The sequence below is a fragment of the Paenibacillus sp. RC334 genome (genome assembly GCF_030034735.1).
GTDB lineage: Bacteria > Bacillota > Bacilli > Paenibacillales > Paenibacillaceae > Paenibacillus > Paenibacillus terrae_A.
The window spans coordinates 2266485-2284295 of the sequence record NZ_CP125370.1; the positions used below are offsets into that span (position 1 = coordinate 2266485).

14 protein-coding genes and 1 pseudogene are annotated in these 17811 nt (G+C 47.8%); 8 read left to right on the forward strand and 7 right to left on the reverse strand.

The genetic code is table 11. From position 1 onward, the window contains the following. Positions 1-144 precede the first annotated feature (144 nt). Entirely contained in the window at positions 145-1113 is a 969-nt protein-coding gene (locus tag QMK20_RS10725) for an S-layer homology domain-containing protein (RefSeq protein ID WP_283655683.1), read from the forward strand. A gap of 110 nt (positions 1114-1223) precedes the next feature. Here QMK20_RS10725 and QMK20_RS10730 read toward each other — a convergent pair whose 3' ends face one another. Continuing rightward, positions 1224-3416 carry an ABC transporter ATP-binding protein gene (locus QMK20_RS10730; RefSeq protein ID WP_283655684.1) on the reverse strand — a complete coding sequence of 731 codons (2193 nt, stop codon included), beginning with the start codon at positions 3414-3416 and terminating at the stop codon, positions 1224-1226. Beyond that, positions 3416-5173 carry an ABC transporter ATP-binding protein gene (locus QMK20_RS10735; RefSeq protein ID WP_283655685.1) on the reverse strand — a complete coding sequence of 586 codons (1758 nt, stop codon included), beginning with the start codon at positions 5171-5173 and terminating at the stop codon, positions 3416-3418. Before QMK20_RS10735 ends, QMK20_RS10730 begins: the two co-directional genes overlap by 1 nt. Positions 5174-5761: 588 nt before the next feature. Here QMK20_RS10735 and QMK20_RS10740 point away from each other — a divergent pair. After that, the gene (locus QMK20_RS10740) at positions 5762-6064 is read left to right on the forward strand and encodes a HesB/YadR/YfhF family protein (RefSeq protein ID WP_014281172.1); all 303 of its coding nucleotides are present in this window, start codon (positions 5762-5764) and stop codon (positions 6062-6064) included. A gap of 135 nt (positions 6065-6199) precedes the next feature. On the opposite strand, the gene QMK20_RS10745 is transcribed toward QMK20_RS10740, so the two are convergent. From QMK20_RS10745 to QMK20_RS10755, 3 genes are all read right to left on the reverse strand, one after another. Beyond that, the gene (locus QMK20_RS10745; protein ID WP_283655686.1) at positions 6200-6712 is read right to left on the reverse strand and encodes an ADP-heptose synthase; all 513 of its coding nucleotides are present in this window, start codon (positions 6710-6712) and stop codon (positions 6200-6202) included. Positions 6713-6915: 203 nt separating this feature from the next. After that, the gene (locus tag QMK20_RS10750; protein WP_134910013.1) at positions 6916-7359 is read right to left on the reverse strand and encodes a DUF441 domain-containing protein; all 444 of its coding nucleotides are present in this window, start codon (positions 7357-7359) and stop codon (positions 6916-6918) included. 22 nt (positions 7360-7381) lie between these two features. Beyond that, positions 7382-8353: a YpdA family putative bacillithiol disulfide reductase gene (locus QMK20_RS10755; protein ID WP_283655687.1), complete on the reverse strand. Its 972-nt coding sequence runs from the start codon at positions 8351-8353 to the stop codon at positions 7382-7384. A 315-nt stretch (positions 8354-8668) separates the two neighbouring features. On the opposite strand from QMK20_RS10755, the gene QMK20_RS10760 reads away from it, so the two are divergent. From QMK20_RS10760 to QMK20_RS10770, 3 genes are all read left to right on the forward strand, one after another. Further along, the gene (locus QMK20_RS10760; RefSeq protein ID WP_014281176.1) at positions 8669-9265 is read left to right on the forward strand and encodes a DUF2087 domain-containing protein; all 597 of its coding nucleotides are present in this window, start codon (positions 8669-8671) and stop codon (positions 9263-9265) included. Positions 9266-9713: 448 nt separating this feature from the next. Beyond that, positions 9714-10811 carry a ribosome small subunit-dependent GTPase A gene (rsgA, locus tag QMK20_RS10765; RefSeq protein WP_283655688.1) on the forward strand — a complete coding sequence of 366 codons (1098 nt, stop codon included), beginning with the start codon at positions 9714-9716 and terminating at the stop codon, positions 10809-10811. A 76-nt stretch (positions 10812-10887) separates the two neighbouring features. After that, on the forward strand, positions 10888-11226 hold the full coding sequence (locus QMK20_RS10770; RefSeq protein ID WP_044644795.1) for a L,D-transpeptidase: 339 nt from the start codon (positions 10888-10890) through the stop codon (positions 11224-11226). A gap of 43 nt (positions 11227-11269) precedes the next feature. Here QMK20_RS10770 and QMK20_RS10775 read toward each other — a convergent pair whose 3' ends face one another. Continuing rightward, positions 11270-12289, reverse strand: coding sequence for a flagellar motor protein MotB (locus tag QMK20_RS10775; protein ID WP_283655689.1), 1020 nt, complete (start codon positions 12287-12289; stop codon positions 11270-11272). A gap of 216 nt (positions 12290-12505) precedes the next feature. On the opposite strand from QMK20_RS10775, the gene QMK20_RS10780 reads away from it, so the two are divergent. After that, positions 12506-12658: a hypothetical protein gene (locus tag QMK20_RS10780; RefSeq protein WP_283655690.1), complete on the forward strand. Its 153-nt coding sequence runs from the start codon at positions 12506-12508 to the stop codon at positions 12656-12658. A 126-nt stretch (positions 12659-12784) separates the two neighbouring features. On the opposite strand, the gene QMK20_RS10785 is transcribed toward QMK20_RS10780, so the two are convergent. Next, positions 12785-13024: a hypothetical protein gene (locus tag QMK20_RS10785; RefSeq protein ID WP_081473730.1), complete on the reverse strand. Its 240-nt coding sequence runs from the start codon at positions 13022-13024 to the stop codon at positions 12785-12787. 393 nt (positions 13025-13417) lie between these two features. On the opposite strand from QMK20_RS10785, the gene QMK20_RS10790 reads away from it, so the two are divergent. Both QMK20_RS10790 and essC read left to right on the forward strand, forming a co-directional pair. After that, the gene (locus tag QMK20_RS10790; RefSeq protein WP_025685030.1) at positions 13418-13738 is read left to right on the forward strand and encodes a hypothetical protein; all 321 of its coding nucleotides are present in this window, start codon (positions 13418-13420) and stop codon (positions 13736-13738) included. A 67-nt stretch (positions 13739-13805) separates the two neighbouring features. Continuing rightward, positions 13806-17802: pseudogene (gene essC, locus QMK20_RS27350) on the forward strand (type VII secretion protein EssC). Positions 17803-17811: the final 9 nt, after the last annotated feature.

Genomic DNA, 17811 nt, shown 5'->3' on the forward strand with positions numbered 1-17811 from the left:
GAGCAGAAAAGAGTTAAACGGGTTACACTAACTGTAAGTATCGTAGGCTTTTTTTACAATCAATTTTTGAGTATCTGAAACATTTGTTGATAGTATTGCGTCGATAAGTATAGAAGAAACATAGTAAATATGGAGGTGCATCTCATGAAAAAAAACAAAAGCGTGACAGCAGCTTTGCTGGTGATCTGTTCGTTGGCAGTGGCTACGTCAGCTTCGGCATTTCGTGATATAAAAGGAACAGAGCAGGAGAAGATTGTAAGTTCGCTTCAGAACAAAGGTATTATTCAGGGCATCACGAAGGATAAGTTTGCGCCTGATCAATCACTTACGTATGCACAAGGGGTGCATATGGTCGTTAATGCGATGGATCTTCAAGTTATGCCGGATTTCACGACGGGTTCATTCGCCAATATTCCGTCTTCGGCATGGTATGCCAAGTCTTACCGGATTGCGGCTCAACACCAAATTCCTTTGTCACCGGATATTGATCCAAGTACTCAGATGACAAGAGAACAATTCGCGAATATACTGTACAAAGCGGTTAGTGCAACCGGAGAATATCCAACAGTCCGCATGTACATTAATGTTGCGGATGGCAAGAAGCTGGACCAAGATTCAAGCGAAGGGGTTCAGTTCCTGTTGTTGACCAAAATTGCTAAATTAGATGAAAAGAGCAACTTTAATCCGGAACGTAAAGTAACCCGAATGGAGGCAGCAGAGATGGTCTATAATGCATCCGAATTTGTGCAAAATCATAAACCGATTGAATCCACTCCAGAAAATCCGGCTGAGCCTTCAGATCCGGGCCAGCAAAATGGTATTAGTATGAGTGTAGAGAAGGTGAATGACCAGCAGAACAAGGTAACATTAACCCGTTTGCAGGCACCCAATCCCGGTTACGGCATTGAAGTGGATCATATCGACTACGTAGATGACGCCACTGCAGTGATTTACTACAAGTTGACAAGTCCAAAGCCGGGGGAAATGAATATCCAGGTCATTACGGATACCCACACAAGTACACTGGTGGACAGCAAGTATAAAGTTACGATTAAGGCGGTAGAGGGAACTGTTTTTCCTCCTACAGGATCAGGCACCTCGGTAGCCCAATAATACTTGTAGCGTACACACGAAACATATATTTAGAAAAAGAAAAACAGCAAGTCTCCATTGTATTTATCCGGAGACTTGCTGTTTTTTTATGCATGCTTTGTGTGCTTACTTTATGCGCTTCCTCCAGCCAAGCCGGGTCCGTTTTGACCTGTGCCCGGTTTCTGCAAGGAGCTGGTACCTGCTCGGGTATCGGCTTTTCCAGAAGTGGCAGCTCCTGCTGCTACAGCAGTTTTCTCTGCAAGTAAAGTTTCTTGTTCCGACGATGCACTAGAGGATGGATTTGTATCTGTTCCCGCCGTTCCTGACTGGAGCTGATACATCTGGAAGTAACGACCGCCCTGAGCCATGAGTTCGTCATGGTTACCGCGTTCGACAATCTCGCCCCGATGCAGCACCAGAATTTGGTCCGCACTGCGGATGGTCGACAAACGGTGAGCAATGATGAAGGTAGTACGCCCTTTCTTGAGCACCTCCAGCGCAGATTGGATAAGCGCCTCGGTTTCGGTATCAATATTGGCGGTAGCTTCATCGAGAATCAGAATCGCCGGATCAAAGGCCAACGCACGGGCGAAGGAAATGAGCTGACGCTGCCCGGCTGATAAAGTACTTCCTTTTTCGATCACTGGCTCGTCAAAGCCTTGCGGCAAATGGGCCAGCAGTTTGTCAGCCCCGACATCACACAGTGCTTTGTTCACCTGTTCTCTGGTAATCCGGCTGTCTCCCAGACTGACATTGGAGGCTACTGTACCTGTAAACAAATATGGATCTTGAAGAACGATACCCATATGATGGCGTAGCCACTGCTTTGGAATGTCCTTGACAGAGGTTCCGTCAATGGTGATCGTTCCTTTTTGCGGATCATAAAACCGGAACAGCAGGTTAATAATTGAGCTTTTTCCGGATCCGGTATGTCCGACGAGTGCAACCGTTTGGCCGGGATGTGCAGTAAAGGAAATATGCTTAAGGACAGCATCCTTTTTGTAGGCAAAGGTTACGTCGTCGAACTTCACCAGACCTTTGTAACGCGGCATCGTGCCGTCTGTTACCTGTTCTCCGGTTTCATCCATCAGTTCAAATACCCGTCCAGAGGATACGATTGATGTATCCAGCACCGCAAGCTGGTTGACCATACCAGTCATCGGTTGGAACAGTCGTCCCAGTACATCGACGAAGGCGTATAGTACGCCTAGTGATACAGCACTGCCTGTCGTGCCAAGCGCCTCTGCTCCGAAATACCACAACACGACGGCAAAGGCAAGATTTCTCAGCACATTGACCAGATTGTGTGAAGTGAAGGCGTTCAAATTCAGCATTTTATTCTGATGCTTCATATAATCATCGTTCAGTTCTTCAAACTCATGTTGCGTTTGTTTCTGGTGCCGGAACACACGAATAATGGACATCCCTTGAATAGATTCATTGATAATCGCATTAATCTCACTGAGCCGGGACCGAATGATCGTATTAAAGCGGGTGGCGACTTTGCGATACAGTACAATCCACAAGATCAGTAGTGGTACAATGAACAGAGAGATCAGACCCAGTCTGAAGTCCAGCAAAAAGAGTGCGACATATACACCGGCCATCGTGACAATACCTGAAGTGAAGTTCGACAGTACGGCCACGAATAAATCTTTTACCGCTTCTGTGTCATTCGTAACACGGGATACGACCTTGCCTGCGGGCAGATTGTCAAAAAAGTAAACTGGCAACCGTTGAATGTGTGCATAGAGGTCAAGCCGAAGTTTTTGAATGACCTTGTTGGCCGAGGATTGCAGCCAGTAGGTTTTGCCAAATTCAGCAAAGATCGAAATGACCAGAAAGAAGCAATACCAGCCAATCAGTTGAAAGATACCGGGCATTTCCGGCTTGTAAAAGCTATACAGCTCATCGGCTGTCAAAGCCTTGGCATCATAGCGAAAGGTGTCGGAGCCGCGTGTCACCGTCAGCGTGCCGTTTGCAAAGGAGCGGTTACCGTCAGCCACCTGCACCGAACCATCAATAAATACGAAGGATTTTCCAACTTGTAAAATCCTTGCTTCACGCCCTTTGGGCTCCCCGGCCTCAAAGCGGTCTTCACGCTTAAAATGGGTTCCGGCATAACTTACGGTGCCGTCCACGCTAGTTGTCTCGTAAAATGGTTTTTCAATAGCGAGCATATGGTCGTCGATCATCGTTTTGGCGATGAAGGGTCCGGCCAGCTCGGCGGCTACCCCGATAGTCAATGCGATGAGTGCCGCGATAAAGCCAGCTTTGCTCGTCAGCGCATACTGGAATAGCCTTTTGCCGATATTGGGTTTCATTAGGATACCTCCCCTGAGGTCAGAACAGATTCCACTTGCTGCCGTTCATACTGTTGACGGTACCATCCGTCCGTCTGAAGCAGCTCGTTGTGGGTTCCTTCCTCAATAATGCGTCCTTGCTCCAGCACGACGATCCGGTCTGCATGTTCTACAGCCGAGAGACGGTGAGTGGAGATCAGAGTTGTTTTACCCGAGCGTTTACGCCGGATATTATCAATAATACGTGCTTCTGTTCGAGCATCAACCGCGGACAGTGCATCGTCTAGCACCAGAATATCCGGATCGCCGATAAAGGCGCGTGCCAGCGAAACACGTTGCTTCTGCCCGCCGGACAGGGCTATGCCTTTTTCTCCGACGAGTGTGTCCAGTCCATCGGACAGGGTGCCTAAATCCTGATCGAAAGCTGCGGTACGGATCGCTTCCATGATATCGTCATCATCTGCACGCGGTTTACCGAACTGAATGTTCTCACGCACTGATTTGGAGAACAGAATTTGCTCCTGTGGCACGTAGCCGATCCAGCTGTGCAGTTGTTCAACAGCAATGTCCTCCAGCCGAGTGCCAGAGATTAAAATGTCACCGCTACCCGTCGGGTATTCATGCAGTAGCTGTTTGAGCAGGGTGGATTTCCCGCTGCCTGTTCGGCCGACGACACCTAGCGTTTCTCCACGTTTCAGCTCCAAATTCACATGTAACAGATTGTCAACAGATGAGGTTGGATAACGGAAGGTAACATCTTTCATCGTAATGGACTCGGGGTGGTTAACCGTTACAGGCTGAGCTGCATCTTGTACGTCCGGCTCCACATGGAGAGTTTCGTTTACCCGATCGAGGGAAGCGCTACCGCGCTGCATAATGTTGATCAGTTCGCCAATGGCAAACATCGGCCAAATCATCATCCCCAGATACATGTTAAAGGATACCAGCTCGCCCAGTGTGATATCGTTATGAAATACCAGATAAATACCATATCCGAGCCCGATAACATAGCTAAGTCCTACGCATAAGCGAATCGTCGGTTCGAAGAGAGCGTCCATCCGGGCGACCGCCAGATTTTTGCGAAATACGTCATCGGTAATATCGGCGAACCGTTTTTCATCCATCCTTTCCTGTACATAGGCGCGAATAACCCGGATACCTGCCACGGATTCCAGCACCTGGTCGTTCATATCGCCAAATGCATCCTGTGCCAGCGTGTAGCGCTCGTGAACGGCTTTGCCATAAATGCTCATTGCCAGTGCGATGAATGGCAGCGGCAGGACCGCCGCCAGTGTCAGCTTCCAGCTAATCAGGGTACCCATGGCGACCAGCACGACGCTCAGGTAAACTGTAGAGTCAGTTAGCGTCAGCATGCCAAAGCCCGCAGTACTAGCGACAGAGCGAAGGTCGTTCGTAGCACGAGCCATCAGGTCACCAGTACGATTGCGTTCAAAAAATGGAGGTGTCATCCGCAGCAGATGGTTCATAAAGCGTGTGCGCAACAGGCGCTCCACCAGATTGGCACCCCCAAACAGCTTGTGCATCCATATGTACGTAATGTAGTAGATGACGGCAAGAATGCCTAAAATATAAAAAATATAATGCCAGAGCGAGGACCATGAAATTGAACCGCGTACGATCTCATCAATAGCGCTACCTAGCAGCCGAGGCGGAGCAAGCTCCAGCACGCCAACGGCGATCAGCAAAAACAGCCCAATCGAGTACCGGCTTCGTTCTCTTTTAAAAAACCAGCTTAAATTTTTGAGTACCGAAAACAAGAGGAATCCCATCCTTTCATGAAAAGCTCATGCGAGAGTTGTTGTGCCATTTTGAATAAACAATAAGGCTTGCTACCACTAGCTTCAATCCGGTAACAGGCGCAAAAAAGGCATACCGTCCGCAGACGATATGCCTTAAATCTCAATATCATATGGCGCGCAGATGTTTTCAGCACACTCACCACTGAAAAACTGCTCAAACGCAGGCAGCCACTCGTATTAAACCATACAACGTGAATGGCCCAATTCTGAAGGATGCGTCAGGGGAGATGCTCCGGTATGAAGTTGTTGTGTTTGTAGAGTTGGGTAAAAGGCGAGATGAATGTTTAGCACCGGTAACACTCCTTTCTTCTTCGAATTGGATTCATTCTGAACATGAGTAATCGTTCAATTTGGTAATTAATTTCAAAATGGATCTCGTATGGTTGAATCTTAACACCGTCTTTTGCGAATTGTCAAACCTTTTTCAAAAAAATGTATATCGCTCGCTGGAGATTTTCACTTGAGTAAGGGGCGGTTGGTGGTCATTCTAAATCATGCTATGATATAGTTAACAGGATGTAATTGTACAAGGAGATGAGCTAACGCATGAGCATACAGGTAACTGAACCAGCGGCACAGTGGTACATCAAGGAGCTTGGTCTGAACCGTGGAGATACGATCCGTTTTTTTGCCCGCTATAGTTCCGGCGGTGGGTTACATCCGGGCTTTTCTCTGGGAATTGCCGTAGAGCCTCCGCAGCACCCCGTATTACAACATGAAGCGGCTGGCATTACGTTTTATATGGAGGATCAGGATTACTGGTATTTGAAGGGTCATCATCTGGAAGTGAAGTATCTGGAGGAACATGACGACATTATTTACACGTATGCCGAGGAAGAGCAGTCTTAAAGCTCTAACGTTAGAAATAGCGTGCAGGTTAACCGTTTAGGGACATGAAAAAGCGGCGGAGTATCGCATTACAGGGGATTAACCTGTATGTGATACTCCGCCGTTTTGTTGTCCTTGGGGCGCGCGTGCTGCATGTTAAGGGTTGTTAGGCATCGGACCATCCACTGCAAAATCAAAATCATCTATGTCGTACACATGTACAGGAACGGAAGCTTCAATAATGCGGTGAATCCAGTCCAGTTGATCAGTCAAAATGGGTAATTCTTCACGCTGGGCTGTTAGTACCAATTCAGTCTCGATTGGATCAAAATATTCTCCGTAATGCGCAGTATCGACGGCATTAATGACGATCAGCGAGGTGTTGGCGTCGAACAGGATGGGCAAGCTTTTGGCCCAAGGCATCTGAAGCGCGCGCCGAATTTTTTTCTGATTCAAAGGCTCCTCAAAATAGCTGATCAGTTCGCTTACCTTTCGCTTCACATGCTGATCGTCAACAGCATTTTCCATGAGCGGTTCCGTGCTATCCTGAAATTCGTATAGCTCCAGCAACGATGTGTAAGGCACTATATATTCCACAGGGGCGGGAGTTGTAAGCAGTTGGCCATATATGGCAACCATTACAGCTTCCGTTACAAATTGTCGGGACATCGGTCAAGCCTCCTGCATTTACCAAATTATGCGATAAGAGTATAACACAAAGCGGGACTGAATTCAGCCCTTCATGCAGATTGCTCCGGTTCATTCGTTTTTTACGTTGACTGCCTTTTTCAATCTTATGTCTGCCGCTGGTCAAATACGTTTTTTTATAGATAGCATCTGCCAGCGGCCAGACAAAGGATACGTGGGAAAGCCTAAGTGCGTCCAATTAACAGCGACAGCAGCCCAGCGGCGATGAGCGGTCCTACAGGAACGCCTTTGAAGAAGGCGACACCAATTACAGTTCCGATAAGCAAACCCGTCACAATGATGGGCTGCCCGGACATCAGGGTTACTCCGCGGCCGCCAAGGTAGGCTACCAGGATGCCAATGGCAATAGCGAGCAGCGACTTCCAGTGAAGGAAGGACTCCATCACCTGGCTAATGCTGATTTTACCGCTGGCCAGTGGGGTCATCACACCAATGGTTAGAATGATGATCCCGATCGTCAATCCATACTTTTCAAGCCAGGGGAAAGCAGTATGAAAATGGGTTACCCGAAGTAGCAGTAGTACTACCATGGCAATGGTGACGGTGGAATTGCCGCTGACAATTCCAAGACCAGCCAGTACCAGCAGTATGAGTGAACTGTAATCCATATATGCGTTCTCCTTAGTTCATTTAGCTTTGAATATGCTCAGCGATTTGGCGACCGTGCCAGCGGCCTGTTTCAATGAACACCTCATTGGCGTTGCTGCCTGAAGCGATGACACCCGCCACATATATACCCGGTATATTGGTCTCCATCGTGGAAGGATCATATTCCGGTTTGTCCAGATCCTCGGCCATGTGGACACCCACAGACTCCAGCAGCTTCCGTTCCGGGTGAAACCCGGTGAGTGCCAGTACAAAATCATTTTCGAGTCGGAAAGCTGCTGTCTCCAACGGGGTGACCACTACATAATCCGGATGAATCTCAGTGATGCGGGCGCCCAGATGGAGCGTGATTTTCCCTTTTTGCACCATACTGTCGAACAGTGGACGAACCCACGGCTTAATGTATTCAGACAGTTCGGTTCTGCGATACACCATGTCAATTGTAGCTCCGACACGTACGAGTTCCATCGCTGCATCCACCGCAGAGTTGCTGCCGCCGATGATTGCGACCCGCGTACCGGTATAGGGATGGGCTTCACTGAAATAATGAGTAACTTTATCTAATTGTTCCCCGGGAATGCCCAAATAGTTCGGATGATCAAAATATCCTGTAGCCACGACGACATAGCGTGACGAATACGTTTTGGCTATTCCCTGCTTGCTCACTGTATGTACAGTAAATGTAGCGTCATCCTGTCGTGTGATTGTTTTTGCTTCCTCGTAATGACGGACGTTCAGGTTATAATGTGTCGCTACCTTGCGGTAATACGCCAGTGCTTCATGACGGTAAGGTTTGTCATTAGGCGTACTGAACGGAACATCGCCAATTTCCAGCAGTTCAGCCGTGCTGAAAAACTGCATGTTTGTCGGGTACAGAAAAATGGAGTGAACAATGTTACTTTTTTCGATAATGACGGTTTGCAAGCCTCTGCGACTGCATTCGATTGCAGCGGACAGCCCGCAAGGCCCGCCTCCGATAATGACTACGTCGTGCATCTCGATGAACCTCCCGTTGTATTGGTCTGTTGCGCCAGTTTTGCAGTAGTATGTAAGAAGTTTCAATGCGCTAATTCACAAAAAATTGAAAAGGCGAAACAATTGAATATATGCAATCTCTGCACAAAAGTCAAGTAATATCATCCTACCGCAATGCGTACACAATATCCAGCCGTTTTCAGAAAGAAGTAAAAGAATGATACGATTGACATACATTTTTAACGTACATATAATTAGATGTGTATCTATTATGATGTGTTTATTTTTTACGGTAAATATACGGAAAGTATGTAGTGATGAAAAGAGGGGTTAACGATGCAACTGGATAAAATGGTCAATTATCATAAAGCGCTTGCTGATCCAACGCGTATGCGTATATTGCTGCTCTTGTCACGTGGAGAGATGCATGGTCAGGCTTTGGCAGAAAAACTGAATTTATCCCAACCGACTGTCACGCATCATGCTTCCAAGCTTCGTGAGGCGGGGTTAATCAAGGAGCGACGTGATAAGAATACGGTATATTTCACACTGAATCCTGAACTGATCCGGCAGCATGCCGAGGCGACAGTGCGGTTTATTTTTGAAAAAGGAGAGGGGGAGGAAGAAATGTCAGAGGTTAATGAAACGCTGGAAGCGACAGTCTTGCGTAATTTTTTTTCCAAGGACGGCAAGTTGCGTCAAATTCCCTCGCAATACAAGAAGAAGCTGATCGTGCTTCAATTGCTGGCAGAAAAGCTGGAGCCGGGTCGCGTGTATCCTGAACGTGAGCTAAACGAGTGGATTAAGCAGTACCATGAGGACTTTGCGACGATTCGGCGTGAGCTGATTATGCATCAGTTTATGTACAGGGAACGTGAAATGTATGAATTGAATCCACGTGAGATGTGGACACGCTGGGATCAAGTGCGCTAAAAGCAACTTGAAAAAGATTTAAAAAAAGGTTTGCAGCAGACTTGACAGACGATTTCAGGACTTGTATGATTAAGGAAATTTTAGGAGGAGGCGATGTTATATGCGTACGAACATGAATGGATTGGTTCAGCAGCAGTATGACGTTGTCTCCCGCACGGATGATGCATAGTTGAAGACTATATGAAATAAGTATAGTTTTTACATGGCATTCGGTTGAGCAGTAGAACCGATGAAATCCGCAGGGAGTGATTCCCTGCGGATTTTTTTATGATTAGGGTCTTGGGATAGCCTCGGCCTGAATCATACACCCTCCGCAGGGGTTTTCCCTGCGGATTTTTTGCGTTTTTTGCTCGCGGGAGAGAACATTTACAAGCACCGAGTAACACGGAAATAAAAAAACATCAACTTTAAACATCAGCAATAAACGATGATTCACAGGAGGAAAACAATGAGTATACATGAATACGGCTGGTCTGATTACTGGAACGGCTTTTGGGATCAATGGAAACAAAGCTTTGAAGAACGAGCAGAAAATACACAGGTACGCCCTGCCCGTCTGATTGCCGATTATGGTCAAAAAGTAAAGCTTATGACTATGGATGGAGAACGCTGGGGAGCTGCTTCCGGCAAGCTGAGACATGCTATTGTCGATCCGGCAGAAATGCCGGCTGTGGGGGATTGGGTGGCTGTCACCGTGCCAGATGGAACCTCGGATGCAGTCATTCATGCCGTGCTGCCACGTAAAAGTCGGATATCCCGGCAGGCTGCCGGCTTTGAGACGAAGGAGCAGCTGATTGCGACAAATGTAGATACGCTCTTTCTCGTCAATGCACTGAATCACGATTTTAATGTGCGCAGGCTGGAACGGTATCTAATTATGGCGTGGAACAGTGGGGTCGATCCGGTCGTTGTGTTGAGCAAAAGCGATCTTTGTTTCGATGTGGAAGAGCGGGTGGCAGAAGCGGAGGGGGTTGCCCCCGGTGTGCCTGTCATCGTTATTTCCGCTTTGCAGAATGAAGGGAGAGAGCAGTTGGAGGCGTTTCTTCAACCCGGACGCACAGTTGCCTTGACAGGCTCCTCCGGCAGCGGCAAATCAACAATTGTGAACTGGCTGTCCGGGGCCGAAGTTCAGCTTACACAGGATGTGAGGGAAGAGGACAGCCGGGGTCGCCATACGACAACTCACCGACAGTTGTTCCCCATATTGAGGCAAGCCGTTCTGCTGGATACGCCGGGAATGCGTGAACTGAATCTGTGGGATGATTCCACTGGGGTCGCCAATACCTTCGCGGATATTACGGAAATGGCACAAAATTGCCGTTTTGCAGACTGCAAGCATCAAGGAGAAGCGGGATGTGCGGTAGAGGAAGCTGTGCAGCGTGGTGAGCTATCTGAATCCAGAGTGAACAACTATCGCAAAATGCAGCGGGAGCTGGAGTATCAGGCACGTAAAGAAGCAGATCGGCGGAAAAAGGATCAACGTTCAAGCACAAATCAGGGCCGAGTCGGTAATCGAAGGGGCTGGAGACGTGATGTGGAGTGGTGAGATGAAGAAAGGTTATTTGTAAAAATCACAAGAGAATCTGCGGTGTGGTCGGCATATCCTGTAGAGGGGTGAGTATATGCCGAATTATAGTATTGTGGTGAGTTTGTCGGATCGTCGTCTGTATTTAAAAGATGGAGATCAGACTGTACTTAGTTATCCGGTCGGTATTGGTAAAATTGCTACACAGACGCCGTACGGACAATTTACCATCATCAACAAACAGCCCAATCCCGGCGGCCCCTTCGGAGCGTTCTGGATGGGGCTGTCCAAGCCGCATTATGGCATCCACGGCACCAATGCGCCTTGGTCCATTGGCAAGCTGGTGTCGCATGGTTGCATACGTATGCAGAACAAGGATGTGCTGGAGCTTCAGGAAAAGGTGAGCATTGGCACGCCGGTCACCATACAGCCTTAGTGACCGACAAGTTACAATACCCTGCAAGCCATGTGCTGTCCAATTATGATTTGGGTTGAATAGGGATACGGGCTTCAACCCGTTTGGAGCCCTCTTTGTCGTCCGCGGATTTAACTAGTGTGCCGGAAAGATGCTCTCCGCCTGCTCCATACACTCGTTTCGCATTCGCCCATATGTCTTCGTTAGGTTCGAAGCTTATAACCATGGTGTAACGATTAGCCAGGCTCGGTTTTTTGACCCTCATACTGATAGAGCCGTCAGGCATGACTTTGGTTTGATCGTCATAGCCAAACTGCCAGCGTCCCGGGAAATCAATGGTAAGCTTGACATCTGATCCTTCCAGTAAATTACTGCGCGCATACACATGATAATAGTTGCCTTCCTGCTTCACATCCGGCTTGATCCACACTTTGGGGCTACCGTAATCCTTTGGTTTGTTCCAGACAGGCTTAACCAGCGGGGTGCTTTGTTCCTGCTCAGGATCAAACTCGGCGCCAATTCGGACTTCTTGCCGAAGCTGCTCCTTTTCTTCGTATTGATATACATAGGGCCCTTCCAATTTCTCACCACCGCTGCTGTAAAGATTGCGTATCGGGTCGTCTTGGTCAGCCGGACGGAACAAAACCGTCAGATCCATGCTGCCCTGTATGCCTGGCCGTTGCACACGAAGTACAAAGCTTCCGTCCTTTTGAACAGTTGCTTCGTCCGTGTACCCGGTGAGCAGGGAGTTTTTGACCGCGAGATTACCCTTAATCCGCGCTCCGGCGGGGAGGTTGGAGCGCCCTGTGACCTTTACGGTTTTTCTGTCTATATTTACATTGCCTGATATTTCGACATAACTGCTGCCTTGTTGATGTACAGGGGTGCGATTGGCAGCTCGTTCATCCAGGGAGGACGTATTCTGATTCGGGTTGCCGGTAACGGTGTAGGCGCGGGCCTCAGCCTCATGTTGGGCCATACTGCGGGTAGAGGCTTTTTCCCTGCTGCATGCAGACAGAATTGTCAGTAACAACAAAGTGTATAAAAATATCCAGACTATTTTAGCCAATCTGTGCTTTTCCATAGTTTCTGCACGCTCCTTGTTCATAGCTTCCAGATTTAAAGCGGTCAATTCTTTGAAACTTTATGTATTTACCCTTTATAAAGGTTATGTAATCCAGCCTACTTTATCCAACAGGTTGCTTACATGTTTAAACCACAAGCGGAATGGTTAAAAATGGATAGTCTGGTCATCCCCTTGGAATGCAGGGGCAGCATGTTGTAAAGGAGCCTGAGCCATATGTCCATTGACCGTTTTATCCTGAAAAAGCTGGACAACTGCCGGGAAGAGCATACACGCGCTAATTTAGTGGAGCTGTTTAGAATACGAATTGAGAAGGCGCAGAAGTTGGAACGAGGCGGAAAAAAAGGTTATCGCAAAAGAATACTATAAGCAGTTTGCTATAAAATGATAGGTTCGGCTAGTTACATGTATCATGTTTCAAGGCCGCTGATACGGAGAGGGTGCATAGTCACTCTCTCTTTTTTGCTATGATTTCGGAACAAAAAAAAGTCCCTCTTAGTAGAGGGACAGTGCCAATGAATCATTTTCACTAACGCTATGCAGGATGGCTTCACAACCGACAATTTCTATACTGATCAAAGAGTTAAGACATTTTTGAAGGGCACGCTTGCCTCTGGAGATTTTGTTCTCCAAAGTGTTGCTTAGAAGTTTTAATGTTTTTTGTACAGGTTGTTTGTTTTCTTGGTTGAAGTATACGGGAATACGTTTGTTTTGAAATGTAATTAATGTTCTCACAAAAATCACCTCGCTTGAGTTATTTCATGACTTTATTGTAGAGCCCGTTTCTTAAAATTACCTTAAAAACACCTTATAAAAACATAAAGGTCTGAAAAATTTACAAAGTGTTCACAATACTCTGGTAAACAATCAAATTTAGTTTAACCCATCGACAAAATGACGTATATGCGAATTCTACAAAACTTTGAAAATATAGTTTATTGATTCATATGACTCTTTTAAGATATAAAAATACAACTAAAGTCATGATTTTATAGTGCGAGTGGGTAGTTTGTAACAAATTGACAGTCTAATAGGCGGATGCTACAGTTACGATAGCCATATTTTCATAGAAAATAGGCTCTTTGTGTGAGTTTTACTGTATATATTAAGGATCGGGAGGGATGACAGATGATCCTGACCGTGCTTTCGGGACGACAGGAAACAGAGTGGTTTGACATCGAGGTGGCTGATGAATACTCGGTAGATCATTTGAAGCTGATGTTGGGTGTGCGTATTTTTGGTGAGCCTCCGGCGGAAGGAATGCAATATATTATGGAAGCAAAATTCCCGGAGGGGCTTTGGTTCAGAGTGGATGACGACCAACTGCTGATAGGAGCGGGTCTGCGGGAAGGCTGTACGGTGCGTATTCAGCGTGCTTTTTCGACAACCCGGGACGAAGCTCCTGTATATGGACGGCGTTCGCTGTTTCAAAGTGAAAAAAATGGGTAAATACACACATGAAATTATATGAAACCTTGGTAAAATGAAATAGTAAGCAAAAAGGGGGACTTTTGTCTTGAATGTATTATACCAGCGCTCCCCGAGATTAAGACCGGCGCTCCGAGAGGAGAAGCTGGAGATTTTACGGCCTCCGGCTGAGCCGAGCAAGCCGTCTTTTTCCATTATATCTATACTTATTCCGTTAATGATGACGTTGGTAACTATTGGTTTTTACGTATATATGAGCAAAACAGGCAAGATGGGCAACAGTAACTACCTGATGTTCCAGATGGTTACTGTGGTCATGATGCTTACATCCTATACCATTCCTTTTTTCGTGTATTTGAACAATAAGAAGGACTACAAGCGCAAGCTGGAGGAACGTGACCGGATGTATCGGGAACAGCTCCAGAAGCATCGGGAAGAGCTTGAATTGAAACGCGAAGAGCAAATTCGCACGCTATATGAAATTCACGGTGACCCGCAAATCTGCGCTCAAATCGTCAAAAACCGTAACAGCTCTCTCTGGGAGCGTTCGCCAGAGGATGAGGATTTTTTGCAAGTGCGTATTGGAACCGGACAAGTTCCGTTTCATATCAAGCTGCAAATCCCACGCCCGGACGGCTATGACCGAGACCCGTTGCTGGGAGCTGCGGATGAATTGGGGGAAGAGTTTCGTCTGGTGGATGCTGCTTCCATTGCCTTGCCGCTGTTTCAATCCAAGGTGGTTGGACTGGTTGGAGAGCGAGAGCATACTCTTGCAGCATTAAGAGTGATTCTGGCACAGGTGACTGTCCGTCACTCGCCGGATGAAGTGAAAATCGCTTCCTTTTATGATGAGCGTGAGGAAAGTGAATGGAATTGGATGCGTTGGCTTCCGCATGTGTGGGACGATGACAGAACTGGGCGGATGATGTCAGACCGCAGCAGTAGCGCCCATCAATTGGCCGACTTTCTGTTTGCCAGATTGAACCGCCGTAAAAACAACCGTAACGAACGTCATGGAAAAGGGATGGAGGTCCCGTGTTATGTGGTTGTTTTATCAGATAGCCAGCTAATTGAGGAAGAACCGCTGCTTCCGTTGCTGTTGGAGGACGGACGGGCAATTGATGCGTGTACCATCGTTCTGGCTTCCCGAAAGGAAGCTTTGCCGATGCAATGTCAGCTTATCGTGGAGGCTTCCAAGGAGCAGGGCGTATATGCCCGCAAATCGGAGTCATCGGAGGTTGAACAGCAAAGTTTTAAACCGGATCGTCTGTCGAGAGAGGAAGCAGATGCATTGGCGCGGTATATGGCTCCTATTCGCTTGAAGCGTTCCTCGGCTTCGGATATTCCCTCTGTGCTGCCACTGTTCGATATGATGAGTGTAGCGGGTGTGGAAGAACTGGACGTGTCAGAACGGTGGCGGCGCAACCGCTATCCTGATACATTACCTGTACCTATGGGTGTCCGGGCAGGTGGCAAGAAGATCATGATTAATCTGCATGATAAAATCGAGCGCCAGGGACACGGCCCCCACGGTTTGATCGCCGGTACGACAGGTTCAGGGAAGAGTGAGGTTATTCAGTCCATCGTAGCTTCCCTTGCTGCTGAGTTTCACCCGCATGATCTTGCGTTTATGCTGATTGACTACAAGGGTGGCGGTATGTCCAATACGTTCGTCAATTTGCCGCATGTGGTGGGCACGATTACGAATTTGGACAATAACCTGATCGAACGCGCCAAAATATCACTAAAAGCAGAACTGGTCCGCCGACAGAAAATATTAAACGATGCGGGCAATTTGCAGCATATTGATGAATATTACAGATTGCTCCGGCAGCGGCACGCACAACCGCTGCCTCATCTGGTTATAATTATTGATGAATTTGCACAATTAAAACGGGATCAACCCGAGTTCATGGATGAGCTAATCAGTATTGCCGCCATTGGACGGACATTGGGTGTCCATCTGATTTTGGCGACCCAAAAGCCTGCTGGCGTTGTGGATGATAAAATCTGGAGTAACTCCAGGTTCCGTATCTGCTTACGGGTGCAGAGCGAAGGCGACAGCCGTGATATGTTGAAAATACCGAATGCTGCGTGGATCACGAAGCCGGGACGAGGGTATTTTCAGGTCGGCAGTGATGAGGTATTTGAAGAAATGCAGTTTGCCTGGAGCGGTGCCCCGTATGTAGGCAACAGCGATATTTCTTCCGCACTGCCTGTTCATGAGGTGAGACTGAACGGGAAGCGTGAAGCGCTGCTGACTGGGGGGCGAACGGGCAAACTCAGGCTTAAAAGGGGAAGAAGCTCCCAAACAGCTTCAGATATTCATTGATTATATTGCAGAAGAAGCTGCCAAGGCAGGGATCGAACGGCTTCAGGGACCGTGGCTTCCGCCGCTGCCTGAATTGCTGGATTTAACTGACTTGCCTCCATGCGCCGAAACGGGCAGTCCAGCATCTCCTCAAGAGCTGAAGGCGGTCATGGGTCTGGTTGATGATTTGCCGAACCAGCGACAGGAGCCGATTTATGCATCACTGGATCATGGTCATTGGGCAGTGTACGGTATGCCGGGCATGGGTAAAACGACCTTTTTGCAAACAATGCTAATGTCGGTGGCTCAGCGCTTTCATGCGAACCGTTGGAACGGTTACATCATTGATATGGGTCGAACGATGCGCGACTTTGGGGAACTTCCCCAGATCGGTGCTGTTATGATGGCAGAGGAGGACGACCGGATCAAGCGGTTGTTCCGTTATCTGTTCAAGCAGGTAGCTGTACGTAAGGAAATGATTTCCGAAGCTGGTGTCAAAACGATAAGCTCTTATCGACGTTCTGCTGTTGAGGATGTGCCACAAATAATCGTAGTCATTGATGGCTACCTTAATTTCCGTAATGCTTATCCAGATGAAAATGAGCTGCTGGAATCTCTTTTGCGTGAAGGTGGCAGTCTCGGTATTACATTTATCATTACAGCGAATCGGATTACCGATGTGTTTGAGAAGTTCCGCAGTAATATTCCGAACGCTGTTTCTTTTGAAATGTCTGACCCAAGTGATTATTATTATGCGGTAGGACGACCAGCCAAAACACCGGGGCCTTTAATTCCGGGTCGGGCTTTGGTCAAAGGGCATATCCCGCCGCTGGAGTTCCAGACGGCATTGCCTTCACCCGGAGAAGATGAAACGGAGCGTTCAGCACGGTTGCGCCGCAACATAGCTGGCATCGTACAGGAATGGAAGGGCAAAAACGCCCCAGCCATTCTTCCGTTGCCCGAGCGAATCCCGTTGGCGGAACTGCTTCAGCAATGGGACCGGACGAGCGGGCCTTCGGGCGCGCTTCCTTATGAGGTGCCTGTAGGGCTACAGAGTGACGATCTGGAGCCTTTCTTACTGAACCTCAAGGAAGGTCCTAATTTTATCGTTGGTAGTCCTATGGAGGGAGGAAAAACCTCTTTCCTGATGAGCTGGATCATATCGCTGGCTTATTACACATCGCCGAGTCAATTGGAAGTCTATACGGTCGATACCCGCTATGGAGGCGGGGGACTATCACGATTGCGGCATCTTCCTCATGTCAAGGCTGCTGCTGAAAGCGAGGAAGAGCTTGGTCCATTGGTACAGCAAATGTATGATATCGTTCAACAGCGGAACAAGGAGGGGAATGATCCCGAATTGCTGCTGGTCATTGATGATGCGGATATGCTAAGCAAGCAATTGAACGATTTTACGATAAAGGATCAGCTCTCCGCCATTGTACGGTTGGGGCGTGATCGCAATGTGCATGTCGTGCTGTCGGGCGTGCCATCTGATTTCCCAACCTTTGGCGTAGACTGGTTTAATGATGTTAAGGCGAGTCAAAGCGGTATGCTTTTCGGAACACTGGATTCGAATGATTTATCGTTCTTTCGTATCCCCTATTCAGAAGCGAATGCCGCCGCTGGTGGCCTAAAAGTCCTGCCCCCTGGGCAGGGATACTACGTACGACGCAAATTTACCAGGATAAAAGCGGCAATTCCCTTCTCAGAGCAAGTGAGCTGTGAGGATTGGATAACGGAAATTCGTGACCGATGGCATGTTGTAGTTTGAAGGGAGGTG

What these genes read in the sequence shown, in the direction of transcription:
- QMK20_RS10775 (WP_283655689.1), bottom strand. Translation starts at nt 12,289, where the DNA reads ATGGAAAAGCACAGATTGGCTAAAATAGTCTGGATATTTTTATACACT.
- QMK20_RS10750 (WP_134910013.1), bottom strand. Translation starts at nt 7,359, where the DNA reads ATGGATTACAGTTCACTCATACTGCTGGTACTGGCTGGTCTTGGAATT.
- QMK20_RS10790 (WP_025685030.1), top strand. Translation starts at nt 13,418, where the DNA reads ATGATCCTGACCGTGCTTTCGGGACGACAGGAAACAGAGTGGTTTGAC.
- QMK20_RS10725 (WP_283655683.1), top strand. Translation starts at nt 145, where the DNA reads ATGAAAAAAAACAAAAGCGTGACAGCAGCTTTGCTGGTGATCTGTTCG.
- QMK20_RS10780 (WP_283655690.1), top strand. Translation starts at nt 12,506, where the DNA reads ATGTCCATTGACCGTTTTATCCTGAAAAAGCTGGACAACTGCCGGGAA.
- QMK20_RS10730 (WP_283655684.1), bottom strand. Translation starts at nt 3,416, where the DNA reads ATGAAACCCAATATCGGCAAAAGGCTATTCCAGTATGCGCTGACGAGC.
- QMK20_RS10745 (WP_283655686.1), bottom strand. Translation starts at nt 6,712, where the DNA reads ATGTCCCGACAATTTGTAACGGAAGCTGTAATGGTTGCCATATATGGC.
- QMK20_RS10770 (WP_044644795.1), top strand. Translation starts at nt 10,888, where the DNA reads ATGCCGAATTATAGTATTGTGGTGAGTTTGTCGGATCGTCGTCTGTAT.
- QMK20_RS10740 (WP_014281172.1), top strand. Translation starts at nt 5,762, where the DNA reads ATGAGCATACAGGTAACTGAACCAGCGGCACAGTGGTACATCAAGGAG.
- QMK20_RS10755 (WP_283655687.1), bottom strand. Translation starts at nt 8,353, where the DNA reads ATGCACGACGTAGTCATTATCGGAGGCGGGCCTTGCGGGCTGTCCGCT.
- QMK20_RS10760 (WP_014281176.1), top strand. Translation starts at nt 8,669, where the DNA reads ATGCAACTGGATAAAATGGTCAATTATCATAAAGCGCTTGCTGATCCA.
- rsgA (WP_283655688.1), top strand. Translation starts at nt 9,714, where the DNA reads ATGAGTATACATGAATACGGCTGGTCTGATTACTGGAACGGCTTTTGG.